General features: G+C 70.3%; 17 protein-coding genes. 7 read left to right on the forward strand and 10 right to left on the reverse strand.

The window, feature by feature from the left end; translation table 11 throughout:
- Positions 1–10 precede the first annotated feature (10 nt).
- Together FHS38_RS35660 and FHS38_RS26380 are read left to right on the forward strand one after the other, a co-directional pair.
- Positions 11–145, forward strand: a complete 135-nt coding sequence (locus FHS38_RS35660) for a hypothetical protein (protein ID WP_260420919.1) — start codon at positions 11–13, stop codon at positions 143–145.
- A gap of 82 nt (positions 146–227) precedes the next feature.
- A complete protein-coding gene (locus FHS38_RS26380) occupies positions 228–1,442 on the forward strand; it encodes a lanthionine synthetase C family protein (RefSeq protein WP_184737541.1) in 1,215 nt (404 codons plus the stop codon).
- Between the two features lie 36 nt (positions 1,443–1,478).
- Here the strand turns inward: FHS38_RS26380 and FHS38_RS26385 are convergent, their stop codons facing one another.
- The 4 genes from FHS38_RS26385 to FHS38_RS26400 form a co-directional block, all read right to left on the reverse strand.
- The gene (locus tag FHS38_RS26385; protein WP_184737543.1) at positions 1,479–2,432 is read right to left on the reverse strand and encodes a threonine/serine dehydratase; all 954 of its coding nucleotides are present in this window, start codon (positions 2,430–2,432) and stop codon (positions 1,479–1,481) included.
- Between the two features lie 184 nt (positions 2,433–2,616).
- On the reverse strand, positions 2,617–4,392 hold the full coding sequence (locus FHS38_RS26390) for a cation:proton antiporter (RefSeq protein WP_184737545.1): 1,776 nt from the start codon (positions 4,390–4,392) through the stop codon (positions 2,617–2,619).
- A gap of 246 nt (positions 4,393–4,638) precedes the next feature.
- Positions 4,639–5,559 (reverse strand): aldose 1-epimerase family protein, encoded by a 921-nt coding sequence (locus tag FHS38_RS26395; RefSeq protein WP_184737547.1) that lies wholly within the window; start codon positions 5,557–5,559, stop codon positions 4,639–4,641.
- Between the two features lie 182 nt (positions 5,560–5,741).
- A complete protein-coding gene (locus tag FHS38_RS26400) occupies positions 5,742–6,695 on the reverse strand; it encodes a DUF389 domain-containing protein (RefSeq protein WP_184737549.1) in 954 nt (317 codons plus the stop codon).
- A 351-nt stretch (positions 6,696–7,046) separates the two neighbouring features.
- Between FHS38_RS26400 and FHS38_RS26405 the strand changes: the two genes are divergently transcribed.
- The 3 genes from FHS38_RS26405 (at position 7,047) to FHS38_RS26415 (ending at position 11,638) form a co-directional block, all read left to right on the forward strand.
- Positions 7,047–8,867, forward strand: a complete 1,821-nt coding sequence (locus FHS38_RS26405) for a glycoside hydrolase family 15 protein (RefSeq protein ID WP_184737551.1) — start codon at positions 7,047–7,049, stop codon at positions 8,865–8,867.
- 3 nt (positions 8,868–8,870) lie between these two features.
- Positions 8,871–9,815: a cyclase family protein gene (locus tag FHS38_RS26410; protein ID WP_184737552.1), complete on the forward strand. Its 945-nt coding sequence runs from the start codon at positions 8,871–8,873 to the stop codon at positions 9,813–9,815.
- A gap of 242 nt (positions 9,816–10,057) precedes the next feature.
- The gene (locus tag FHS38_RS26415) at positions 10,058–11,638 is read left to right on the forward strand and encodes a GMC oxidoreductase (protein WP_184737554.1); all 1,581 of its coding nucleotides are present in this window, start codon (positions 10,058–10,060) and stop codon (positions 11,636–11,638) included.
- 40 nt (positions 11,639–11,678) lie between these two features.
- Here FHS38_RS26415 and FHS38_RS26420 read toward each other — a convergent pair whose 3' ends face one another.
- The 5 genes from FHS38_RS26420 to FHS38_RS26440 form a co-directional block, all read right to left on the reverse strand.
- A complete protein-coding gene (locus FHS38_RS26420) occupies positions 11,679–12,719 on the reverse strand; it encodes a cytochrome d ubiquinol oxidase subunit II (protein WP_184737556.1) in 1,041 nt (346 codons plus the stop codon).
- Entirely contained in the window at positions 12,719–14,206 is a 1,488-nt protein-coding gene (locus FHS38_RS26425) for a cytochrome ubiquinol oxidase subunit I (protein ID WP_184737558.1), read from the reverse strand. The genes FHS38_RS26420 and FHS38_RS26425 overlap by 1 nt, the downstream gene beginning before the upstream one ends.
- A gap of 91 nt (positions 14,207–14,297) precedes the next feature.
- On the reverse strand, positions 14,298–15,638 hold the full coding sequence (locus tag FHS38_RS26430; protein ID WP_184737560.1) for an NAD(P)/FAD-dependent oxidoreductase: 1,341 nt from the start codon (positions 15,636–15,638) through the stop codon (positions 14,298–14,300).
- Positions 15,639–15,645: 7 nt separating this feature from the next.
- On the reverse strand, positions 15,646–16,452 hold the full coding sequence (locus FHS38_RS26435; RefSeq protein WP_184737638.1) for an SDR family oxidoreductase: 807 nt from the start codon (positions 16,450–16,452) through the stop codon (positions 15,646–15,648).
- A 523-nt stretch (positions 16,453–16,975) separates the two neighbouring features.
- A complete protein-coding gene (locus tag FHS38_RS26440) occupies positions 16,976–17,386 on the reverse strand; it encodes an organic hydroperoxide resistance protein (RefSeq protein WP_184737562.1) in 411 nt (136 codons plus the stop codon).
- Between the two features lie 112 nt (positions 17,387–17,498).
- Between FHS38_RS26440 and FHS38_RS26445 the strand changes: the two genes are divergently transcribed.
- Complete coding sequence (locus tag FHS38_RS26445) at positions 17,499–17,978, forward strand: MarR family winged helix-turn-helix transcriptional regulator (protein ID WP_184737564.1); 480 nt, start codon at positions 17,499–17,501, stop codon at positions 17,976–17,978.
- A 93-nt stretch (positions 17,979–18,071) separates the two neighbouring features.
- A complete protein-coding gene (locus tag FHS38_RS26450) occupies positions 18,072–18,536 on the forward strand; it encodes a hypothetical protein (RefSeq protein ID WP_184737566.1) in 465 nt (154 codons plus the stop codon).
- Here FHS38_RS26450 and FHS38_RS26455 read toward each other — a convergent pair.
- Positions 18,522–20,381, reverse strand: coding sequence for a peroxidase family protein (locus FHS38_RS26455; protein WP_184737568.1), 1,860 nt, complete (start codon positions 20,379–20,381; stop codon positions 18,522–18,524). The genes FHS38_RS26450 and FHS38_RS26455 overlap by 15 nt on opposite strands.
- Positions 20,382–20,385 lie beyond the last annotated feature (4 nt).

The raw sequence follows: 20,385 nt of genomic DNA on the forward strand, positions 1-20,385 counted from the left end.
GATAACCACCATGGAAACCGAGGTCCTGGAACTCCAGGAACTGCCCGAGACGGATGAGCAGTCACTGGAGCCGATGATGTGCTGCGACACCACCTTCACCACCGATCGCACGGACGGATGCACGGAGCCGCCCCGCTGTCGCTAGAACGAACGCAGACACACGCGAACCCGTTCCGTGCGGCCCGTTCAACGGCCGCACGGAATCCTCCACGAGGTGAGGAGCCGACGTGGCCGGATGGACGGCCGCACTGCCGCCCGACACGGCCGCCGCGGCGCTCGATCTCGTCACCACTATGGTGGGACGACCGCGTCCCACGCCCCGCTGTGTCCACCCCGACCTCGCCGGCGGCGGACCGGGGCTCGCCCTGGCGTACCACCAGTTGGACCGCTGCATGCCCGGACTGGGCTGGGACGCCATGGCCGACGGATATCTCTCCGCGTCGGTCAAGGGTGCCGAGCGGCTCGGCACGACCACACCGGCGCTGTTCGGCGGCCTCGGCGGCCTCGCGTTCGCCGCCCGGTCGCTGTCCCCCGACGACCCCTCGTTCCGCTCCCTCCACGACGGCGTCGTCCGGGAAGCGGCGCGACGGGCCCGGGCCCTCGGCGGCTCGCACGGCATGCCCGTCCGGGTCTTCGACGTCATCTCCGGCGTGACCGGTACAGGCGCGTACCTGCTCGGCCGCCGCCACGAGCCCGCCGCCCGCGACGCGCTGCGCGCCGTGCTCACCGCCCTCGTGTCGCTGTGCGGTGAACGGGCGGGCACACCCCACTGGTACACCCCCGCCGAGGACCTGAGGGACGCCCGGACGCGCGAGGAGTTTCCGCACGGCGTCCTCAACTGCGGCCTGGCACACGGCATCCCGGGACCGCTCGCGTTGCTGTCCCTCGCCCTCGACGCCGGCGTCACCGTCCCCGGACAGCGGGAGGCCGTCGCCCGCGTGGCCGGATGGCTGGCGGCACACCGCACCGACGACGCGTGGGGCCCCAACTGGCCCGGAATGGCCCCGCCATCCGGCCGATCCGCTCCCCAGGACCCCCGCACCGCCCGGGCCTCGTGGTGCTACGGCAGTCCCGGCGTCGCCAGAACGCTGTGGCTCGCTGGAACGGCGCTCGATGACGCCTCTTTGCGCACCCTCGCGGTACAGGCCCTCAAAGCCGCCCTCCGGCGGCCCGTGGCGCAACGCCGCGTCGACGGCACCCCCGGTCTGTGTCATGGAGTGGCCGGGCTGCTCCACATCACGTGCCTCTTCGTGGTGGACACCGGCGACCCCGAACTCGCGCGGGCCGCGGCCGGACTCACCGAGCAGTTGCTCGCCTCGCCCGCGATGATCCCGGCCGAAGGGCCCGGGTACCTCGAAGGCGCGGCGGGAGTGGTCCTCACCCTGCTGGCGGCGGCCACCGATGTCGCCCCGACGTGGGACCGCCCCCTGCTGCTGGCGTAACTCCGTACGGGCGCGGGCGCGCTGACAGCCGTGCGGCTACCGTACGAGGTCGCTCGGGTCGGTGTTGGCGCCGCACAACACCACAGCGATCCTTTCGCCGCGGCCCGGGAGGTAGGCCCCGCACGTGAGGGCTGCCCAGGCCGTGCCCGCGGCGTGCTCGACCGCGAGGCGCCGGTCGTCCCAGAGCGACTGCCGGGCCTCGACGATGGCGTCGTCGGGTACGAGGACGGTGTGGACGTCGCCGTGCTGGGCGGCCTCGAGAGCCGTGCGGGAGACGCGGCGGGCACCCAGGGAGTCCGCGGCGACGGAGTCGACCGCCACGTCGACGGGGCTGCCTGCCGCCAGGGCGGCGTCGAGGGCGCGGCAGTTCTCCGGCTCGACCGCCACGACGCGCACACCGTGATGGCGGGCGGCGGTGGCGACACCGGCGAAGAGACCCCCGCCGCCGACGGCGACGACCACGGTGTCGAGCCCGGGGAGCCGCTGGAGGATCTCGTCGAGGAGGGTACCCGCACCGGCTGCGATGAGGGGATGGTCGTAGGCATGGGAGGAGAGCGCGCCGGTGGAGGCGGCGAAGGCCTGGCACGCGGCGAGCGCCTCGGCGTACTCGGTGCCGGTCAAGCGCACGTCGGCCCCGTAGCCCCGGAGCTTGGAGACCTTGACGGCAGGCGCGGTCTCGGGCAGGAACACGGTGGCGGGCACGCCGAGCCGGCGGGCGGCCCAGGCGCAGGCGAGTCCGGCGTTCCCGCCCGACGCGATGGTGACCCCGGCGTCGGGGAGGGCGCCTTCCTCCCGGTGCGCGGCGAGGAAGTTGTGAGCGCCGCGTGCCTTGAAGCTGCCGGTGTGCTGTATGTGCTCGAGGGCGAACCACGTCTCGCACGGCAGGCCGCCCGGCTCACCGGGGTCGGCCGGGGCGAGGGCGACGGGCCGGACGTGCCCGGCGACCCGGCCGGAGGCTCGCTTGATGTCGTCGTACGTGAGGCGCTGCACGGTGGGTTTCCTTTTGGTGGGGAGCAGGCCGGCACGAGTGGCCGGTGGTCGTCCTCGAATCCTCGCCCGGCTCGGGGACGGCGTCAAAAACCTCTGCCGTCGTGGACACAATCGGCTGATCCGGTCGAGGTGTTCACTCGCACAGTTCGGCCGGAACGGCTTCCTCTTCGCTGTCCGGGCAGGTTCAGATCTCGGGTCGGCCTCCCCGCGTACCCGGGGCCAGCAGGACGACCGTGTCCCCGGGCCCGAGCAGCGGTGTGCTGCCTTCCGTGACCGGATCGAGGCGGCCGTCCGGCCGTACCAGGAACAGCAGATCACAGCCTGTCGGCAGCACACCGCCGGCGGGCCGTGCCAGGACGGCAGCCCCGTCCTCGTACTTGCGGGAGAGAACCGGGCCGGTCAGCTCCGCGCTGAACAGGACCTCGCCGCCGATGAACGGCGCCACCACGCCGTGGCTCCCGGGCGGTGCGCTGAGGCGGTGGACCGTCCCCTCCGTGCTGCCGCGCAGAATCACCGCCGCCAGTGCGTTGAAGTCGTCCTCGGCGGTCAGGAAGTACACGGCCGTGATGCCCTCCAGCTCGGCGGTACCTCCGGTGGCGGCGGCCAGCAACTCACCGGGCACAAGCTCGATCCCTGCCTGCCCGATACGTTCGCGCTCCTCCTCCTCTCCTGCCCACATCAGCACTTCCAGCCCCGCCGACCGCAGGGCCACACCCAGGTCGACCACCCAGGGGGCGCCGCCGACCAGCAGCGGACGCGAGCGGGACGGGCGCACGACGCCCAGGCGCCGGGCCACCAGCGAGGCGGTCAGGCCGTAGAGCGTCACGGTCGCGACGATGACCACGAACGTGGCAGGGAGGATCTTCGAAGCGCCGCCGATCCCCTTGGCCACCAGGCCGGCCGAGAACGTCGACGCGGTGGCCGCCGCGACGATGCCGCGCGGCGCCATCCAGCCGATGAAGCCCCGCTCGCCGCGTGTCAGATCGGTGCCGAGGGTGGACACGGCCGCGACCAGTGGCCTGACGACCAGCACCAGAAAGGCGGCGAGCCCGAGTGCGGGCAGCCCCACATGGCGCAGCGACTGCGGGGTGACGGTGGCCGAGATCGAGATGAAGAGCAGGCCGAGGATCAGGCTGACCAGCGTCTCGAAGAACGGCCGACGCGCCGGCACGTCGATGCCGGGGAGGTTGGCGACGGCAAGCCCCATCACCACGGCGGCGATGAGCCCCGTGTCGTCGCGCAGGACATCGCAGAGCGCTGCCACACCGATCACCGAGGCCAGTTGCGCCGTGGTGCCCACCACCTCGCCGAGCCGCAGCACCCGGAACAGCACCCACAGCAGAGCCGCCCCGAGCACTCCTCCGGCCGCTCCGATGCCCACGCTGGCCAGGAAGCCCGCCGCCACGCTGCCGAAGTAGTGGCCCGTGCTCGCCACGACAGCGTGGAAGACCAGTGCTCCCAAGATGCCACCGACCGGGTCGATGAGGGAGCCTTCCCAGACCAGGATGTGCTGCAGCCGGTCCTTGGGCCGTACGAAGCCGAGCAGCGGTCCGACCACCGTCGGACCCGAGACCACGAGGATCGCGCCGATCATGACAGCCGCCCGCTGGGACATACCCAGCAGCGGTGCGGCGAGGAGCGCGCCGAGCAGCCAGGTGACCAGGACGCCGATCCAGATCAGCCGGACGGCGACACGGCGGGTGTGCCCCTTCATCCTCGCCGGGTTCAGCCCGAGGCCCGCGTCGTAGAGGATCACTGCGACGGCCAGCGAGACCAGCGGTGAGAACGCCGCGCCCAGCAGCCGCTCGGGGTTGACACTCTCGATCAGCGCACCGGCGGCGAAGCCGACCGGCAGCAGGACGATGAGGGCGGGGATGCGCAGGCGGCTCGCCAGGATCTGCGATCCGACAGCGAGGACCAAGATCAGGCCCACGCCGATGAACACCTGGTTCGTCGTCATGGGTGGCCCTTTCGGTGCGTGGTGACGAGACGGGATGACGCTCGTGCCGGCCCGCCGGAGGCGGAACGGCAGCACGGCGTGGCCCACGAGACGGTGGTGGCGTCTTGGCCCCGCATGACCACGGCAACGGCTGCGGTGACGAGACCCGCCTCAGGGGTCCACCAGTGCCGCGAATCCTTTGGAGATCCACGTCGAAGGGTGGTCCTCGGACCGATGAGGATCAGGCCGAGGGCCATGACGGCGCCGTCATTCCCCCCAAGGCGTGATCCCCCAGCGGACAGTGCGCCGCTCGCCGGGGCCGAGACCGATGAGCCCGGTGCCGCTGCGGAAGGCATCCGGCGGGCAGGTCATCGGCTCGACGGCGACCGCGCGACGTCGCTCCCCCGGCGGGAGGGTGTCGCCGGTGTAGAGCTGTACGTAGTCGGCGCCTTCACCGAGCCACACATCCGTACCGAACGCACCTGACGGGTGGGCCAGACGGATCACGGCCCGCCCGTTCGCGTCCCGGTCGAGGTCACCGAAGGGGGTGTCCAGCTGGAGCGCTCCGACAGCCGTGGGCGTACGCAAGTCGTACTCGGTCCCGGCGACCGGCTCGGCGGCCACCGGCAGGCCACGCCCGTCGGTGCGCAGCCACGTCCGTGCGGGGACCGTCAGTACCGCCTGGTCGACGACCGCGGTGCCCGCCGTGACGTAAGGATGCTGGCCGAAGCCGTAGGGTGCGGCCCTCGCGTCAAGGTTGCGCGCGGTGACGGCGACTTCGAGCCCGCCCTCGCTCAATGTGTACTCGGCGCTGACGTGGAGGTGGAACGGGTAGCCCGGCTGCGGCCACAGGGGAACGTCCAGGACGGCCCGGCTGTCGCTCGCCTCCACGACCCGCCACGCGACCCACCGGAGCAACCCGTGGATGGCGTTGCAGCCGACCGGCTCGGTGAGCGGAAGCTGCTGGTCCTGCCCGTCCCAGCGGTACTGGCCGTCGCGGATCCGGTTGGGCCACGGCACCAGGATCTGGCCGCGGCCGCCGGTGATCTGGTCCCTTTCGGCGAATCCGTCGACCACAGCGCGTTCACCGATCGCGTACGACCGGAGCGCCGCGCCCAACTCGACGACGACGGCACTGTGCGCACCGTAGCGGAGGGTCAGTTGCCGTCCGGTGCGGCTCTCCTGCACGCGTGGCCTCCTCGGTCCGCCCCGTGGACGTGGACGCGGTGGTGGCCCGCGGTGTCGGCCCCCTCGTCGGGAGCGTGCGATTTCGTACCGGTCCGGTCAAGCGCGACACGTTCCCTGCGGGCGGAATCACCCGGCACGTTCGCCCACTGGGGCCACAGGCAGCAGCCGGACGGGCGGCGGCCTCATCGGCCGCCCGAGCGCGCGCTGCGCCGGCTGATGCGCCGCCAGACAGCCCGCTGGAATCTGAGCATCAGTACGCCCACCAGAATCAGCAGCACGATGTTGAGCAGGAGTTGGATGAGTGATCCACGTGCCTCGCTCCAGCTGGAGAACGCGCAGGAGACTCCGATGTCGGCGGCGGCCGGGATGGTGGTGACCGAGATGAAGACGCCGAGCAGCGCGCTCGTCCTGGCCTGCGTCAGGGACACGATCCCGACGATGCCGGCCAGCACCGCCACCACGACGGAGAAGACGTTGGGGGCGTCGATCAGTGTGGAGACAGGCCTGATGCCGAGGTCGAACGCCTTGGGCTGGAGGCCGAAGCCCCGGATCGCCCACGAGAACAGGAGGGTCGCCATGACGGCCAGCAGGAATCCCGCGGTCAGGGCGAACAGGCCCTGCCGGATCCTGGTGCCGTTGCCGCGGTCGATGCCCAGCGCGACGCTGGTGATGGCGCCGTACTCCGGTCCGACGACCATCGCCGCGACGATCAGGATCTGGGAGTTGGTGATGATTCCCACTGCCCCGATGACGCCTGCGATGACCAAGTAGACGTAGAAACTCGGCAGATAGGTGCCTTCGGCGCGAATACGCGCTTCGACTTCCTCCCAGACCGGCGCGTGGGCGAGCGCCCCGAGCTGCCGCTGCTCCGCCTCGGCCGCGGTGCCGGAGAAGGCCATTTCGACCGGCTCGATGACGATGGATCCGCGGCGGTCGAGTTCCAGCTCGCGCAGATCGCGCAGCACGGCGTTGGCCGCACCCGCCAGGATGTCGCACTCGATCGCGTCGCCGTCGGGGTTGTGCGCCAGTTCGGGGAGGACGACCAGGTTGAAGACAAAGCGGTCGTCGGTCAGCAGCCCGACCGCCCGGGGGGTGAGGTCGCGGGGGCTCACCAGCCGGACGTGGATCATCTCCATGCACAACCTCCCTCGCTCGGCCGGTGGACGCACCGAGGCGCCGCGGTGCCCGAGCGCCGGGTTCCCGACCCACTGGTGACCGGTCGACCCCAGTCAGTAACGCCCGCAAGGAGGGGGGCGGCAAGCCGAGTGAGGTGCTCGGCTCCGGCGTCCGCGGTCGCTTCGGCCGCCCGGCAAGGCCCCGGCGGCGGCCGGTCCGCGGCCGGTCGCCGTTGCGCCGCAAGGGTGCCGCCCGCGGACTGTCGTCGACGGCAGCGGTGAGCACGGTCGTCGACCGCTCCGGCCGCGCAAGGACCACCCGTGTGGCGGATAGTGGACGTAGGGGGCTATTTCCGAGACCTCGGAGCAGCCATGGACCGCTACCCTCCCATCGCCGAGCACGGCCTCGTGGGCGACCTGCAGACCGCGGCTCTCGTCTCGTCGCAGGGTGTCATCGACTGGTTCGCCGCTCCCCGGTTCGACTCGCCCAGCATCTTCGCCGCCCTGCTCGACCACGACGGCGGTGGGTACATGCGGCTGGCCCCCGAGCACCCCGACGCGACCTGCAAGCAGCTCTACTATCCCGACACGGCCATTCTGGTGACCCGATTCATGTCACCGGACGGCGTGGGCGAGGTGGTCGACTTCATGCCGCCGGACCGGACCCGCACTGCTACCGACCGTCACACTCTGATACGCGTGGTGCGTGCGGTGCGGGGGACCGTCGACTTCACGCTCGAGTGCCGGCCGCGCTTCGACTACGCACGCGCTGATCATCAGCTCGAGCTCGGGGAGAACACCGCTCTCTTCCGGGCCCCGGAGATGGACGCGCACCTGCAGACCTCCTTCCCTCTGGAGCGGGACGGTCAGGACGTGCGCGGCAGAGTGACGCTGAGCGCCGGTGAGTCAGGCGGCGCCGTGTTCACCGTCTGCGCGTCCGGCGGCGAGACACCCGCACCCCTCACGGTCGACGGGCTCACCGCTCAGGTCGAGGACACCGGTCTCTTCTGGCAGCACTGGCTGCGCCAGTCCCGCTACCGGGGCCGCTGGCCCGAGCTGGTGCACCGCTCGGTGATCACCCTCAAGCTCCTCACCTACGCCCCCACCGGTGCCCTGATCGCGGCAGCCACCATGGGCCTGCCCGAGCAGGTCGGCGGAGAGCGCAACTGGGACTACCGGTTCACGTGGGTGCGTGATGGCGCGCTGTCCGTGCGGGCCATGCTGGACCTCGGCTTCGTCGAGGAGGCCACCGCCTTCGTCCACTGGCTGGTGGACAGGCTGCGTGAGCGCGAGGGCAAGGAGGAAGAGCCGCTCCAGACGATGTATCGGATCGACGGCAACCCCGACCTGCCGGAGGAGACGCTCGAACACTTCGAGGGCTATCGCGGTTCCTACCCCGTGCGCATCGGCAACGGCGCCGCCGACCAGCTTCAGCTGGACATCTACGGCGAGGCCCTCTACGCGCTGTCCCAGGGCCGCGAGATCGGCCAGCAGGCCACCTACCAGGGATGGAAAGCCCTGGCCAGGACGCTGGACTGGTTCGCCGACCACTGGGACCGGCCGGACGAGGGCATCTGGGAGACCCGCGGCGGCCGCCAGGACTTCACCTACAGCCGGGTGATGTCCTGGGTCGCCCTCGACCAAGGACTGACTCTGGCCGAGCACTTCCGCAGGCCCGCCGACCGGGAAAAGTGGCACTCGGCCAGGGACGCCATCCTCGAGCAGGTCATGGAACGCGGCTGGAGCGAGAAGGAGGGCGCCTTCGTCCAGCACTACGGCGGCGACGTCCTGGACGCTTCCCTGCTGCTCATGCCGAGGGCGAAATTCATCGCCCCGAGGGATCCGGCCTGGCTCTCCACGCTGGACGCGATGGACCGCAAGCTCGTCTCCGACAGCCTCGTCTACCGCTACGACCCGGCGGCGTCGCCGGACGGGCTGCGCGGCTCGGAGGGCACCTTCAGTCTGTGCACCTTCCTCTACGTCGACGCGCTGGCCCGGGCGGGGCGACTGCTCCAGGCCCGCTACACCTTCGAGAAGATGCAGACCTACGCCAACCACGTCGGCCTCTTCGCCGAGGAGGTCGGTCCGAGCGGGGAGCAGCTGGGCAACTTCCCCCAGGCGTTCACCCATCTGTCGCTCATCATGGCGGCCACCACCCTCGACGAGGCGCTCGACGCGGAGCGCGGGGGCTGACCCATGGCCCCCCATACCGGTCCGGCAGAACCGCCACGGCTGACCGAGGACGAGTTCGGCGTGCTGTACCGGCGCCTGCTCTCGCGCGCCGCCTGGGCCTCGGGGGACCGGGGCGCCCTGGTCGCGCTCACTCCTGCCCGGGTGGCGGCCGCCACCCGGGAGGTGCGGACCGGCCGGACGGTCACGCTCGCCGCGCCGGTGGAGACGCTGCCCGGTCCGGACAATCCGGAGCCCGCGAAGCACCGGATGCGCGGGCAGCCGGGAGAAGACGCCGCGGGCGGGCTCCACTTCGCGATGGACAGATTCGCGATGAACGTGCACGGCGACGCCGACAGCCACATCGACGCCCTCTGCCACGTGATCTACGACGGCACGCTGCACGGCGGCGTGGCCGCGAGCAGCGTCACGGCGTACGGGGCCACGGCGCTCACCATCGAGACGGCTCGCGACGGGATCGTCGGACGCGGCGTGCTGCTGGACATCCCGCGGCTGCGCGGCGTGCCGTGGCTCGACCCGGGTGATCATGTGACTGCCGACGACCTCAGCTCGGCTGAGACCGCCCAGCACGTCCGTGTGACCGAGGGCGACCTCCTGTTCGTCCGGGTCGGCCACCGCCGACGCCGTGGCGAGCTGGGCGCGTGGCACGCGGCGGACGCGCGTGCGGGGCTCCATCCGTCCGCGCTGGAGTTCCTCGCGGACCGACGGGTCGCCGTGCTCGGCGGCGACGGGAACAATGACACCGCCCCCAGCTCCACCGAGGGCGTCGACTTCCCCGTGCATGTGCTGGCGATCCACGCCATGGGCCTTCACCTGCTGGACTACCTCCAGTTCGAGGACCTGGCGCCGGTCTGCGAGGCGGAGGGACGCTGGTCGTTCCTCTGCGTGATCGCCGCGCTGAGACTGCCGGATGCCACCGGCTCACCGGTCAACCCGATCGCCATCCTCTGAGGTCTTTGGCCCGGATCCAGGTCAGGGCTTGTGGGGCAGCACGAGGCGGCGCACGCCGTGCGGGCAATCGGCCGAGCACCTGTCCGACTCACGTCGGGTCGCCGTTCCCGGGGCCGACCGATAGCTTTTGAATCGGCACTGAATGTTCCTATTGCGCGGGTGTGTGTCCGGCGCGGTGCAGCACAGGGGCCCGGCGGCGCTGTGGCCAGGACAGCCAACGACTCCTAGAACGGGATCTCCGCATGGCCGACGATCACCACTACGACGTCATCGTCATCGGTACGGGAGCAGGCGGCGGCACGCTCGCCCACCGGCTGGCCCCCACCGGCAAGCGTATCCTGATCCTGGAGCGCGGCGACTACCTGCCACGGGAGCGGGACAACTGGGACTCCACCGCCGTCTTCGTCAAGGGCAAGTACCGTGCCCCCGAGTTCTGGTACGACAAGCACGGCAACCAGTTTCCCCCTGAGGTCAACTACTACGTCGGGGGCAACACCAAGTTCTACGGCGCCGCGCTCTTCCGGCTCCGGCCCGAGGACTTCGGCGAACTCCGCCACCACGACGGCATCTCGCCGGCCTGGCCGATCCGCTACGAGGACCTGGAGCCGTACTACACCCAGGCCGAGCACCTCTACCTGGTGCACGGCCGGCACGGCGAGGACCCCACCGGGGGGCCGGCCAGCGCGCAGTACGCCTATCCGCCGGTCGAGCACGAGACGCGGATCCAGCAGCTCAGCGACGATCTGGAGAAGGCCGGCCTACACCCTTTCCACCTGCCCATCGGGGTGAACCTCACCCAGGACGAGAACGGCCGGGCCACCCATGACAGCGTCTGCATCCGCTGCGACCGGGTCGACGGCTTCCCCTGCCTGATGGGCGCCAAGTCCGACGCGCAGGTGATCTGCGTCGACCCGGCACTGAAGCACGACAACGTCACGATGGTGACGGACGCCAACGTGCGGCGCCTGGAGACCGACCCGACCGGACGCACCGTCACCAGGGTCGTCGCCGAGCTCGGGAACGGAACGACCGAGGGATTCAGCGCCGACATCGTCGTGGTCGCCGCCGGTGCGGTCAACTCGGCCGTCCTGCTGCTCCGTTCGGCCAACGACAAGCACCCCGGCGGCCTGGCCAACAGCTCGGACGTGGTGGGACGCCACTACATGCGCCACAACAACCTGGCGCTGATGGCGGTGTCGAAGGAACCGAACCCCACCAGGTTCCAGAAGACCCTGGCGTTGCACGACTGGTACCTTGGCGCGGACGACTGGGACTACCCGCTCGGCGGCATCCAGATGCTCGGCAAGTCGGACGCCGACCAGATCCACGGCGAGGCGCCGCGCTGGGCCGGCGCGGTCTCGCCCGACATGCCGTTCGAGATGCTGGCGCAGCACGCCGTCGACTTCTGGCTGTGCGGGGAGGACCTCCCGCTGCCCGAGAGCCGCGTCACCCTCGACAAGGACGACGACATCCACCTCGCTCTCGACGAGAAGAACAACATCGCCGGGTTGAAGCGCCTCCAGCACAAGCTGCAGAAGATGCTCGGGCACTTGGGCATGGACGAGCGCCATCTGCTGTCGCACAGCATCTACCTGCACAAGGGCATGCCGATCGGCGCCACCGCGCACCAGGCCGGCACCGTGCGGTTCGGTGACGACCCGAAGAGTTCGGCCCTCGACGTCAACTGCAAGGCTCACGACCTCGACAACCTCTACGTCGTGGACACCAGCTTCTTCCCCAGCATCGGCGCGGTGAACCCGTCACTGACCGCCATCGCCAACGCCCTGCGGGTCGGCGACCACATCGCCGCCCGGCTGGGCTGACGGGGGTGTCGCACGCAGTGACGGCCCCGGCTGAGCGCCGTTACAGGTTGTCGCCGGGTGCTCCGGCGGCCCCGGTGTCGGCGTCGGTGAGCTCCTCCAACTCGCCCATCGTGTCGAGCCGGTAGAGCAGCACCACTGCTGGGCCGACCAGCACGATCGCGACGACCGTGACGATCACCAGCCAGCGCAGGGTGTGAGCGGCGCCGGCGGCCTCGGCCACCGTCAGCGAGGTGGGCAGCACGTAGGGCCGCTGCGCGAAACCCCAGGCGCCGACTGTCAAGGCGACGCTCGCCACCGAGGTGCAACGGGACCAGCCGAAGGAGCGGCGCAGCAGAAGCAGCACCGTGGCCAGACCACAGACCGCGGCCAGGAGGACCAGCAGCAGGCCCAGGCCCCCGGTGAGACCTTCCCAGACGTACCGGGCGTCGCTGTGGGTGACGGGCAGGCCGATGAGTGCGAGGACGGCGACGACGGCGAAGGCGAGCAGCGCCCGCACCCGGAAGTAGTCGACGAGGTCATCCGCCCCGAACCGCCGGGCGTCGGAGCAGAGGAAGACCGCCCCGAGGAATGCGGTGGCGGCGACGGCCAGCAGACCTGCGAGGACGGAGGTTCCATTGGCCCAGGCGTCCGCGGCGGCGGTCGTGCCGACCTCGACCCGGCCGGAGGCGATGCCGCCGAGCACCGCTCCGAGGAAGAACGGAGTGAGCAGCGATGAGACGGCGAACATTGCGCCGTAGATCCGTCGTTGGGCCAGGCGACGGGCCGGCATGCGCAGGGCGAATCCGGCGCCGCGGAGCACCAGGCCGATGGCGGCCAGGGCGAGCGGCAGCCACATCGCGGAGAAGACAGCCTGGAACATCGTCGGGAAGCCGGTCCACATGATGACCAGGACGAAGATCAACCAGACGTTGTTGACCTCCCAGACCGGTGCCATGGCGTGGTCGATCAGCCAGCGCGGCCGCTTGCCGCGCTCCGCGCCGCCGGCCACGAGGTCCCAGAAGCCCGCGCCGTAGTCGGTGCCCCCGGCGCAGGCATAGGCGGCGATCGCGAGCACCATGACCCAGGCGATGAGATCGGCCATTACGACGCACCGCCAGGGGTGTGGTCGGACCCGCCACCGGGCGCGGCCCCGGCGGCTGCGGGGTCGGGCTCGCTCCTGGGCCCGTACGGGGTGTCGGTCTCGGGGGGCAGTGCGGCGCGCGTGGCGGCCGAGCCCTCGTCAGCGATGCGCCAGCGGGTGCGCATCTTCAGGACGACCGCGAGGAACGCACCGAAAACGGCCACGTAGACGACCACGACGATGCCGAGCATCGCCCACAGCGATCCGGCGCGGGTGGAGGTCACCGCCTCCGAGACCCTCATGTGGTTGTAGACGATCCAGGGCTGTCGACCCACCTCCGTGGTGATCCAGCCGCACTCCACAGTGACCAGGCACGCGACTCCTGCGACCGCGGCGCAGCGGAAGAACCAGCGGCTGCGCGGGAGGTCCCGGTGCCGCCACCAGGACCAGGCATACCAGAGCGCGAGCAGGATCAGCACGCTGCCGATGGTGACCATGATGTCGAAGGCCCAGTGGGCGATGGTGGCTTGGACGGCGGTCGGGCGGTCGGCGGCCGGCACCGACGTCAGCCCGGTCACCCGGGTGCTGGGCTTGAAGCCGGCGAGGATCGAGTCCAGCTGGGGGATCTTGAGTCCGCCGGAGATCGTCCCGTCACTGTTCAGCCGTCCGAACATGTACTCGGGCACATGAGTGTCCGTCTTCCAGACGATCTCCGTGGCGGCGAACTTGACCGGCTGCTTGTGGAAAACGGCCCGTGCTGCGGAGTCGCCGAGCATGAACTGGACCGGTGTGAGGATCGCGGCAACGGTGAACGGCAGCGTGAAGCCGAGCCGGTGGTAGCGGTCGCGGCGTCCGCGCAGCCAGCCGACCGCGTACACGCCGGCGACCAGGTAGCCGGCGGTCAAGAACATCGCGACCACGAAGTGCCAGTATTCCGGGCCGAAGATCGGTGTGAAGACCGCCTGCCGCACGTCGACGTGGACGGGATTGCCGTGGGCGTCGAGGCTGAACCCCTGCGGGGTGTTCATCCAGGAGTTGGCCGCGATGATGCCGAACGCCCCCATCAGGGCGGCCAGCGGCAGTGGTACGGCAAGCCAGAAATGTGTCCACGGCTTGAGCCGGCGCCAGCCGTAGAGGTAGATCGCGATCAGGACGGCCTCCAGGAAGAACGCCCATGCCTCGACGCCGAACCCGAGGCCGAAGACATCGCCCCAGCGGCCCATCATGCCGGGCCAGAGCAGGCCGAGCTCGAAGGACAGCACGGTGCCGGTGACGACGCCGATGGCGAACTGGACGGCCATCACCGCCGACCAGCGCCGGGCGAGTGTGAGGGCGACGGCGTCGTTGCGGCGCAGCGCCCGGTGGTGCATCAGCAGCGTGATGGACGGCAGTGCCACCCCGAACGGGACCAGCAGGATGTGCGAGGCCAGGGTGAAGGCCATCAGCTCGCGCGCCGGCAGGAGCTGGTCCGGGGGGTTGTTCGCCAGAAGGGCAGCTGTGCTGAGCATGTGCGCCTCGATGGTCTGCCCCGCAGCGGGCGGGGCTGAGGAGGGACAGGATGCGGAGGGGTGGCCGAGAGGTATCGGCCGTGGACCGTCGTCAGGAAGGCGGCGGAGGGGCCTTCGGCCCCGGTGCCCGGCCGGCCGACGCGTCCGTGTCGGGCATGGTGAAGGCGCGCTCGCGTCGCGAGCTGGTGGCGAAGGCGACGGACCAGCTGAGCACTGCTCCCAGCCTGCTGCGGAATCCGGTGAGGAAGGCCAGGTGGATGAAGAGCCAGGCGAGCCAGCCGGTGAAGCCCGACAGATGCAGCGGGCCCGCCTTGACGACGGCCCGGCCACGGGAGATGTAGGCGGCGCTGCCGAGATCCCGGTACGTGAAGGGCTTCGGCTGCTTCGTCCTGCCCTCCACCGCGTGGCGCACGCCCCGGCCGGCGTATGCGCCCGACTGTATGGCGACCTCGGCCAGGCCCGGCAGCCGGTTCAGGCTCATCACGTCGCCGGTGACGCGGATCTCCGGGTGGCCGGGGATGGTGAGGTCGGGTTCGACGGCGATCCGTCCGGCCCGGTCCTGGGTGGCGCCGGTTGCCCGGGCCAGCGCGGCGGCGATCGGCGGGGCCTCGACGCCCGCCGTCCACAGCACGGTGCGTGCCTCGAACCGCGTCGTCGCGCCGTCATGGTCTTGTACCGTCAGGCCGTGCGCGTCGATGCCGGTGACCATCGTGCCCAGATGGAGCTCCACGCCGAGGTTCTGAAGGGTTCGGGCCGCACGATGGGCCAGCGGGGGGCCGAACGCGCCCAGCACCGCGTCGGACCCCTCGAAAAGCAGCACCCGGGCCCGGGCTGGATCGGTCTTCCGGAACTCCCGGTCGAGCGTGTGGCCGGCGATCTCCCGGATCTGTCCCGCGAGTTCGACACCGGTCGGCCCGCCGCCCACGAGCGCGAAGGTGAGCCACTGCTGCCGTTCCCGGTCGTCCGCGGCCGTTTCGGCCATCTCGAACGCCCGGTAGATCCGTCGGCGGATGTCCAGCGCGTCCTCCAGGGTCTTCATTCCGGGGGCGTGCGCGGCGAACTCGTCGTGCCCGAAGTAGGACTGACGCATGCCGACCCCGACGATCAGATCGTCGTAGGGCAGCTCGACAGCCCCGCCGTCGGGTCGCCGGGCGTGGACCAGCCGGGCTGCGACATCCACGTCAACGGCCTCGGCGAGCAGACAGCTCACGTTGTGGTGACGGCGCAGGACCGCGCGGAGCGGTTGCGCGATCTGCCCCTCGGACAGGATTCCGGAGGCGCACTGGTACAGCAGCGGCTGGAAGAGGTGGTGGGTGCGGCGGTCGACCACGGTCACCGCGACCGGTGACCGCCGCAGGGCGCGGGCCGCGAACAGCCCGGCGAACCCCCCGCCGAGGATCACCACCCGGCGGGGCGTGATGTGATCCTGCATCGGCTGATCAGCCTCCGGTGGCGAAGCCGGGGAAGAGTGTCATTCCGCCGTCGACGAAGAGCGTGGTGCCCACGACGTAGTCGAGCATGTCGGACGCCAAGACGACGACGGCGTTGGCGATGTCGTCCGGGTCACCCACGCGGCGGTACGGGATCAGGCGCATCAGGTCGGCCTCGGCCTCGGGGGTGGACCAGGCATCGCGGTTGATCGGCGTGCGGATGGCGCCCGGCGCAACCGCGTTGACCCTGATCCCCTTGGGGGCCAGCTCCTGGGCGAGGGTCTGCATCAGCATGCCCACACCGCCTTTGGACGAGGCGTAGTTCACATGCCCCGACCACGGGATGACCTGGTGGACCGAGCTCATGCAGATGATCTTCCCGGCCGACCGGGACACCTCCTCCACCACCCCGCGCCGCATGAACTCCTTGACGGCCTCGCGCGCGCAGAGGAACTGACCGGTCAGATTGACGTCGATCACCTTCTGCCAATGGGCGAGCGTCATCTCCGCCACCGGCGCGTCCCGCTGAAGGCCCGCGTTGGCCACCATGATGTCGATGGTGCCGAACTCCTCGACCATCCGCGCGACCATGGCGACCACCTGGTCCTCGTCGGACACATCGGCCTCGTGGGCGTAGGCGCGGACCCCGAAGCCCTCGATCTGCGCCACGACCTTCTCGGCCTCGTCCGCGCCGACGACGTAGTTCACCACGACGTCCGCCCCGGCCCGGCCCAGCGCAACGGCGGTCGCCAGGCCGATGCCCGAGTTGGCACCGGTCACCAGCGCCTTCTGGCCCTTGAGAAGCTGCGTGGACATCGTCCCGCGGTTCTTGTCGGCATTTCCCGCCACGACGTTCCCTCCTTCGGCGTTTCGGACGGCACGCACGCCAGGAACGGGCCACGCGCATGAGGAAGGCCGGGAGTCGGCCGGCTCGCCAGGACAGACACACAGGAGCCGTCGCACACTCGGCCCTCCAGACGAAAGCACCCGGCGCGGGGGGCCGGACAGACCGGCGCGCCACGCAGCTGCATTTCGGCTGGGCATGTCACACGGTCGGGCTACGCATTGCCCCGGACCTCAGCGGACCCTCTTACGGTCGTGTCTGCGCGCGGGCGGGCGACCGGACTCCGCTGCGCGCCGTGCCCCATACCCCGGCCCACCACTTCCCGAGAGGAAAGAGAACGATCAAGCCCCGCCATGGCGCGTGGGCCTACGCCGGCGTACACGCCCGTCGACGCCGCCCGCGACCTGCTCAGGAACGGCCCGGACCGCGGGCGCACGCCTGCGTTCCGGGCCGGACCGGGTGGGTGAGCGGTGCGGGCCGCTACCTCCTCGATGCCTACTCGATGACGAGATCGACCTTGATGTTGCCGCGGGTCGCGTTGGAGTACGGGCAGACCTGGTGCGCCTGCTCCACGAGGCGGGTGCCCGTCTCGCCCGCGAGGTCGGCCGGGAGCTCGACGCGGAGGGTGACGGCCAGGGCGAAGCCCGGGCCTTCCTTGCCTATGGAGACCTCGGCGGTGACGGAGGCGTCCTTGGTGTCGACCTTCGCCTGGCGGCCGACGAGGCCGAGCGCGCTGGCGAAGCAGGCCGCGTAGCCGGCGGCGAAGAGCTGCTCCGGGTTGGTGCCCTGACCGTTTCCGCCGAGCGCCGGGGGCATGGCCAGCGCCAGGTCGATCTGCCCGTCCGTGCTCACGGCCCGGCCCTCGCGGCCGTTGGCGGTGGCGACAGCGGTGTACAGCGCGTCCATGGAAGATCCCTTCGAGTCGGTTCGGCGGGCTGGGTCCGCCCGCCGCACACCAGAAGCATTGCACACGATTGAGTTGTGCACAATCTAATCGGGTGGGGGCTACCCTGGGGCCATGACCACGCCGCCGCTCCCGCTGCCGGACGACGCGGAGCTGCTCCGCCTCGATCACCAGATCTGCTTCTCGCTGCACGCCGCGTCGAGGGCCTTCGGCGGTGTCTACCGCAGCGCCCTCAAGGACCTCTCCCTGACCTATCCGCAGTACCTGGCGATGATGGTCCTCTGGGAGCACGGCCCCCAGCCGGTCAAGGCCATCGGCGAACGGCTGCGGCTCGACTTCGGGACGCTCTCCCCGCTGCTCAAGCGACTCGAATCGGCGGGTCTGCTGCGGCGCGAGCGCAGCGCCGAGGACGAGCGCTCGGTCACCGTACGGCTCACGGAGGAGGGGGAAGCGCTGCGCGAGCGGGCGCTGTCGGTGCCGCGCCGCATCGCCGAGGCCGCCGGGATGCCGCTGGACGACATCATCACGCTGCGCGGACTGCTCGAACGACTCACCGACAACCTCGACGCCGCGCAGCACGGCCGGTCGAGGTAGCCCCACAGTCGAGCCCGGATGCACGGGCGGATGACGCGGAATTCGCCGGAGCCAGGGATATGCTGCCCCGGACCCCTTCGAATTGGGTAGCGAATGCCGACCTCACTCGACAAGAAGTTCTGGTCGCGGCTGTTTCTCGCTGCGGCGCTTTTCAATTACGTCATCGGATTCCCGATCCTGCTCGCGAGCCGCTGGTCGTACGACCTCACCTACATGTCGGACGTCACCCGCGACACCATGGCGCTGCGCCTCTGGGCGGACTTCGGGTTCGCGGTGCTGCTCATCGGCTTCGGATATCAGATCATCGCGCACGACGTGACACAGAATCGCGGGATCGTTCTGCTCGGAATCGCGGCCAAGCTGTTCGACGTCGTCAATCTGTCCACGCTGTACGCCTGGGATATCGCCAGGCCCCTGGTGCTCGTGCCCGCGGCGATCGACGGGGCGTTCGCGATCGCTTTTGTGTGGTTCTGGCTGGTGAGCGGCCCGCCGATGAAACTGCGAGGCCATGACCCCGGGCCGGCCGTCCGGGCCGACAAGGGGTCACCGCTCGGGTGAGGACGTCTTCCAGGGGGCGAACGCGTTGTCCACCGACTTCATGGACGAACGCAGCTCGGGGAAGTGCCGCAATAGCACACTGACCATGCTGTTGTTCTCGATCCAGTCGAGACCGGCCCGCGTGTACACCTGGGGTGTGTAGTCCTTGGTCAGGAAACGGTCGCTGTTCAGCCGGCGCGACGCCATGAGGACGAAGATCCGGAAGGCCGTGTCGCTGAAGGCGAAGCCCTGCGGCCGGGTCTCGGCGAACATGCCCACCATGAGGTCCACGCGCTCGATGTCGCCGTCGTAGACCCGACGCAATTCCTCGGCCCAGACCGGGTTGTCCGTGAGCGAGTCGAAATCCTCCGCCGGAGCGAGGTGCAGCCGGCGCCTGAATTCGTTGTACCGCGGTACGCCGAGTTCCCGGATCCGCAGGATGTCGACCGCCCCGAGGTCCATGAGATTGCCGTCCGGGCGCTCGAACTCCTGCAGGAACCTGGGGTAGTTGTGCAGGGTCACCAGACCCGGGTGCGAGGTGCCGAAGGAGTAGAACAGATCGGGCAGGGTGTGTTTGCCGAGGATCTCGTAGGCGTGCCGCCCCGCCAGGTCCCGGAAGGTCGCTTCCTGCAGCAGGGAGTCGTCCGCGACCGAGCGGAAGCTCCAGTCGTCGGGGACCAGCGGATGCATCCTGTAGACGGCCACGAACTCCTCGGTGAGGGAGTAGGGGACGCCGAAGTGGTCGGTGCGCCCGCCCACGATGCCGCTGAGCACCTCGCTCGAGCTGATCCGGCCGAGCAGCCGGTGCACCCGCTCACCGAGGACACCGAACCAGTTGGCGCGCATACCGGTGACCATCGTCGGGTGGCTGATGACCGCCGGCGTCCATTCGATGGTGTGAATCTTGGCGATGAGTGCCGCCGTGATCAGGCGCGCCCGCTGGAAGATCTCCTCGTCCGACCAGCCGGGGTACTCGCTGCGCAGTCTGTCGCAGATGGCGTTGTGCTCCAGGATGAACAGGGTGTGCATCATGGCGAGGCCCACCCAGAACCCGGGCACGCTCGCCGGGTCCCGTTCGGGGTCGTCCGAGAACAGCGAACCGTTCCGGGGGACCTTGAGCTTGCCGTCCTCGCCCGTGCGCAGCTGCCGCTGTGCGGCCAGGTCGTCACCGTAGAGCTGGGACGCGTCCCACCAGTGCGACTTCTCGTTGATGTACGTCGGCGGCAGGCCGTCGCCGCCCTCCGGGCGGGTCGGGTCGGGCAGCGTCCGCGGAACGAGCATCGGCCGGGCGGGCCAAGGGTCGTCGTCGACCAGCTCGATGTGCCAGGGGCGGTCCACCGTGCCCTGGCCATGGCTGACCCAGTCCCGGATCATGAACTGCAACCACGCCGCGACCAGGGCGTTGACGGACTCCGCGGGCACGAATTCATGCCTCGTGAGGACGGCCCGGCTCACCTCGCGGGGGCTCGGCGACATGATCTGCTGCTCGGTTTCCGGGACGTTCACCTCCGGGGGGACGTTGCGTCCGAAGCGCGAACCGGCCATGCCCATACGAGGGTTCGCCAAGTCGTTGTACGTGCCGTCGGCGGTGCGCTCGGTGAGGTGCCGCGGTTCCGGCGGTCCGATCGGCGGCGGATTCCGGGTCGGATAGGTGCTGGTGTCGAAGAGGTTCTTCCGGCGCAGATTGTTGCGGAGACCGACGAGGGTCAGCATGCCGAGCGACTTCGGCAGGTTCTGCCAGCCGACCTTGTGGTCGACGGCCAACGCCAGCTTGCTGTGCAACTGGACGAACCAGGACGCGGTTCCCCTCTCGCCGGCACCTGCCGGTGTCGTGCGGCCCGCTGAGCCGTCGGGAGCTCTGCCCATCGTG

The sequence above is a fragment of the Streptomyces netropsis genome (assembly GCF_014203545.1).
Taxonomy (GTDB): domain Bacteria; phylum Actinomycetota; class Actinomycetes; order Streptomycetales; family Streptomycetaceae; genus Streptomyces; species Streptomyces netropsis.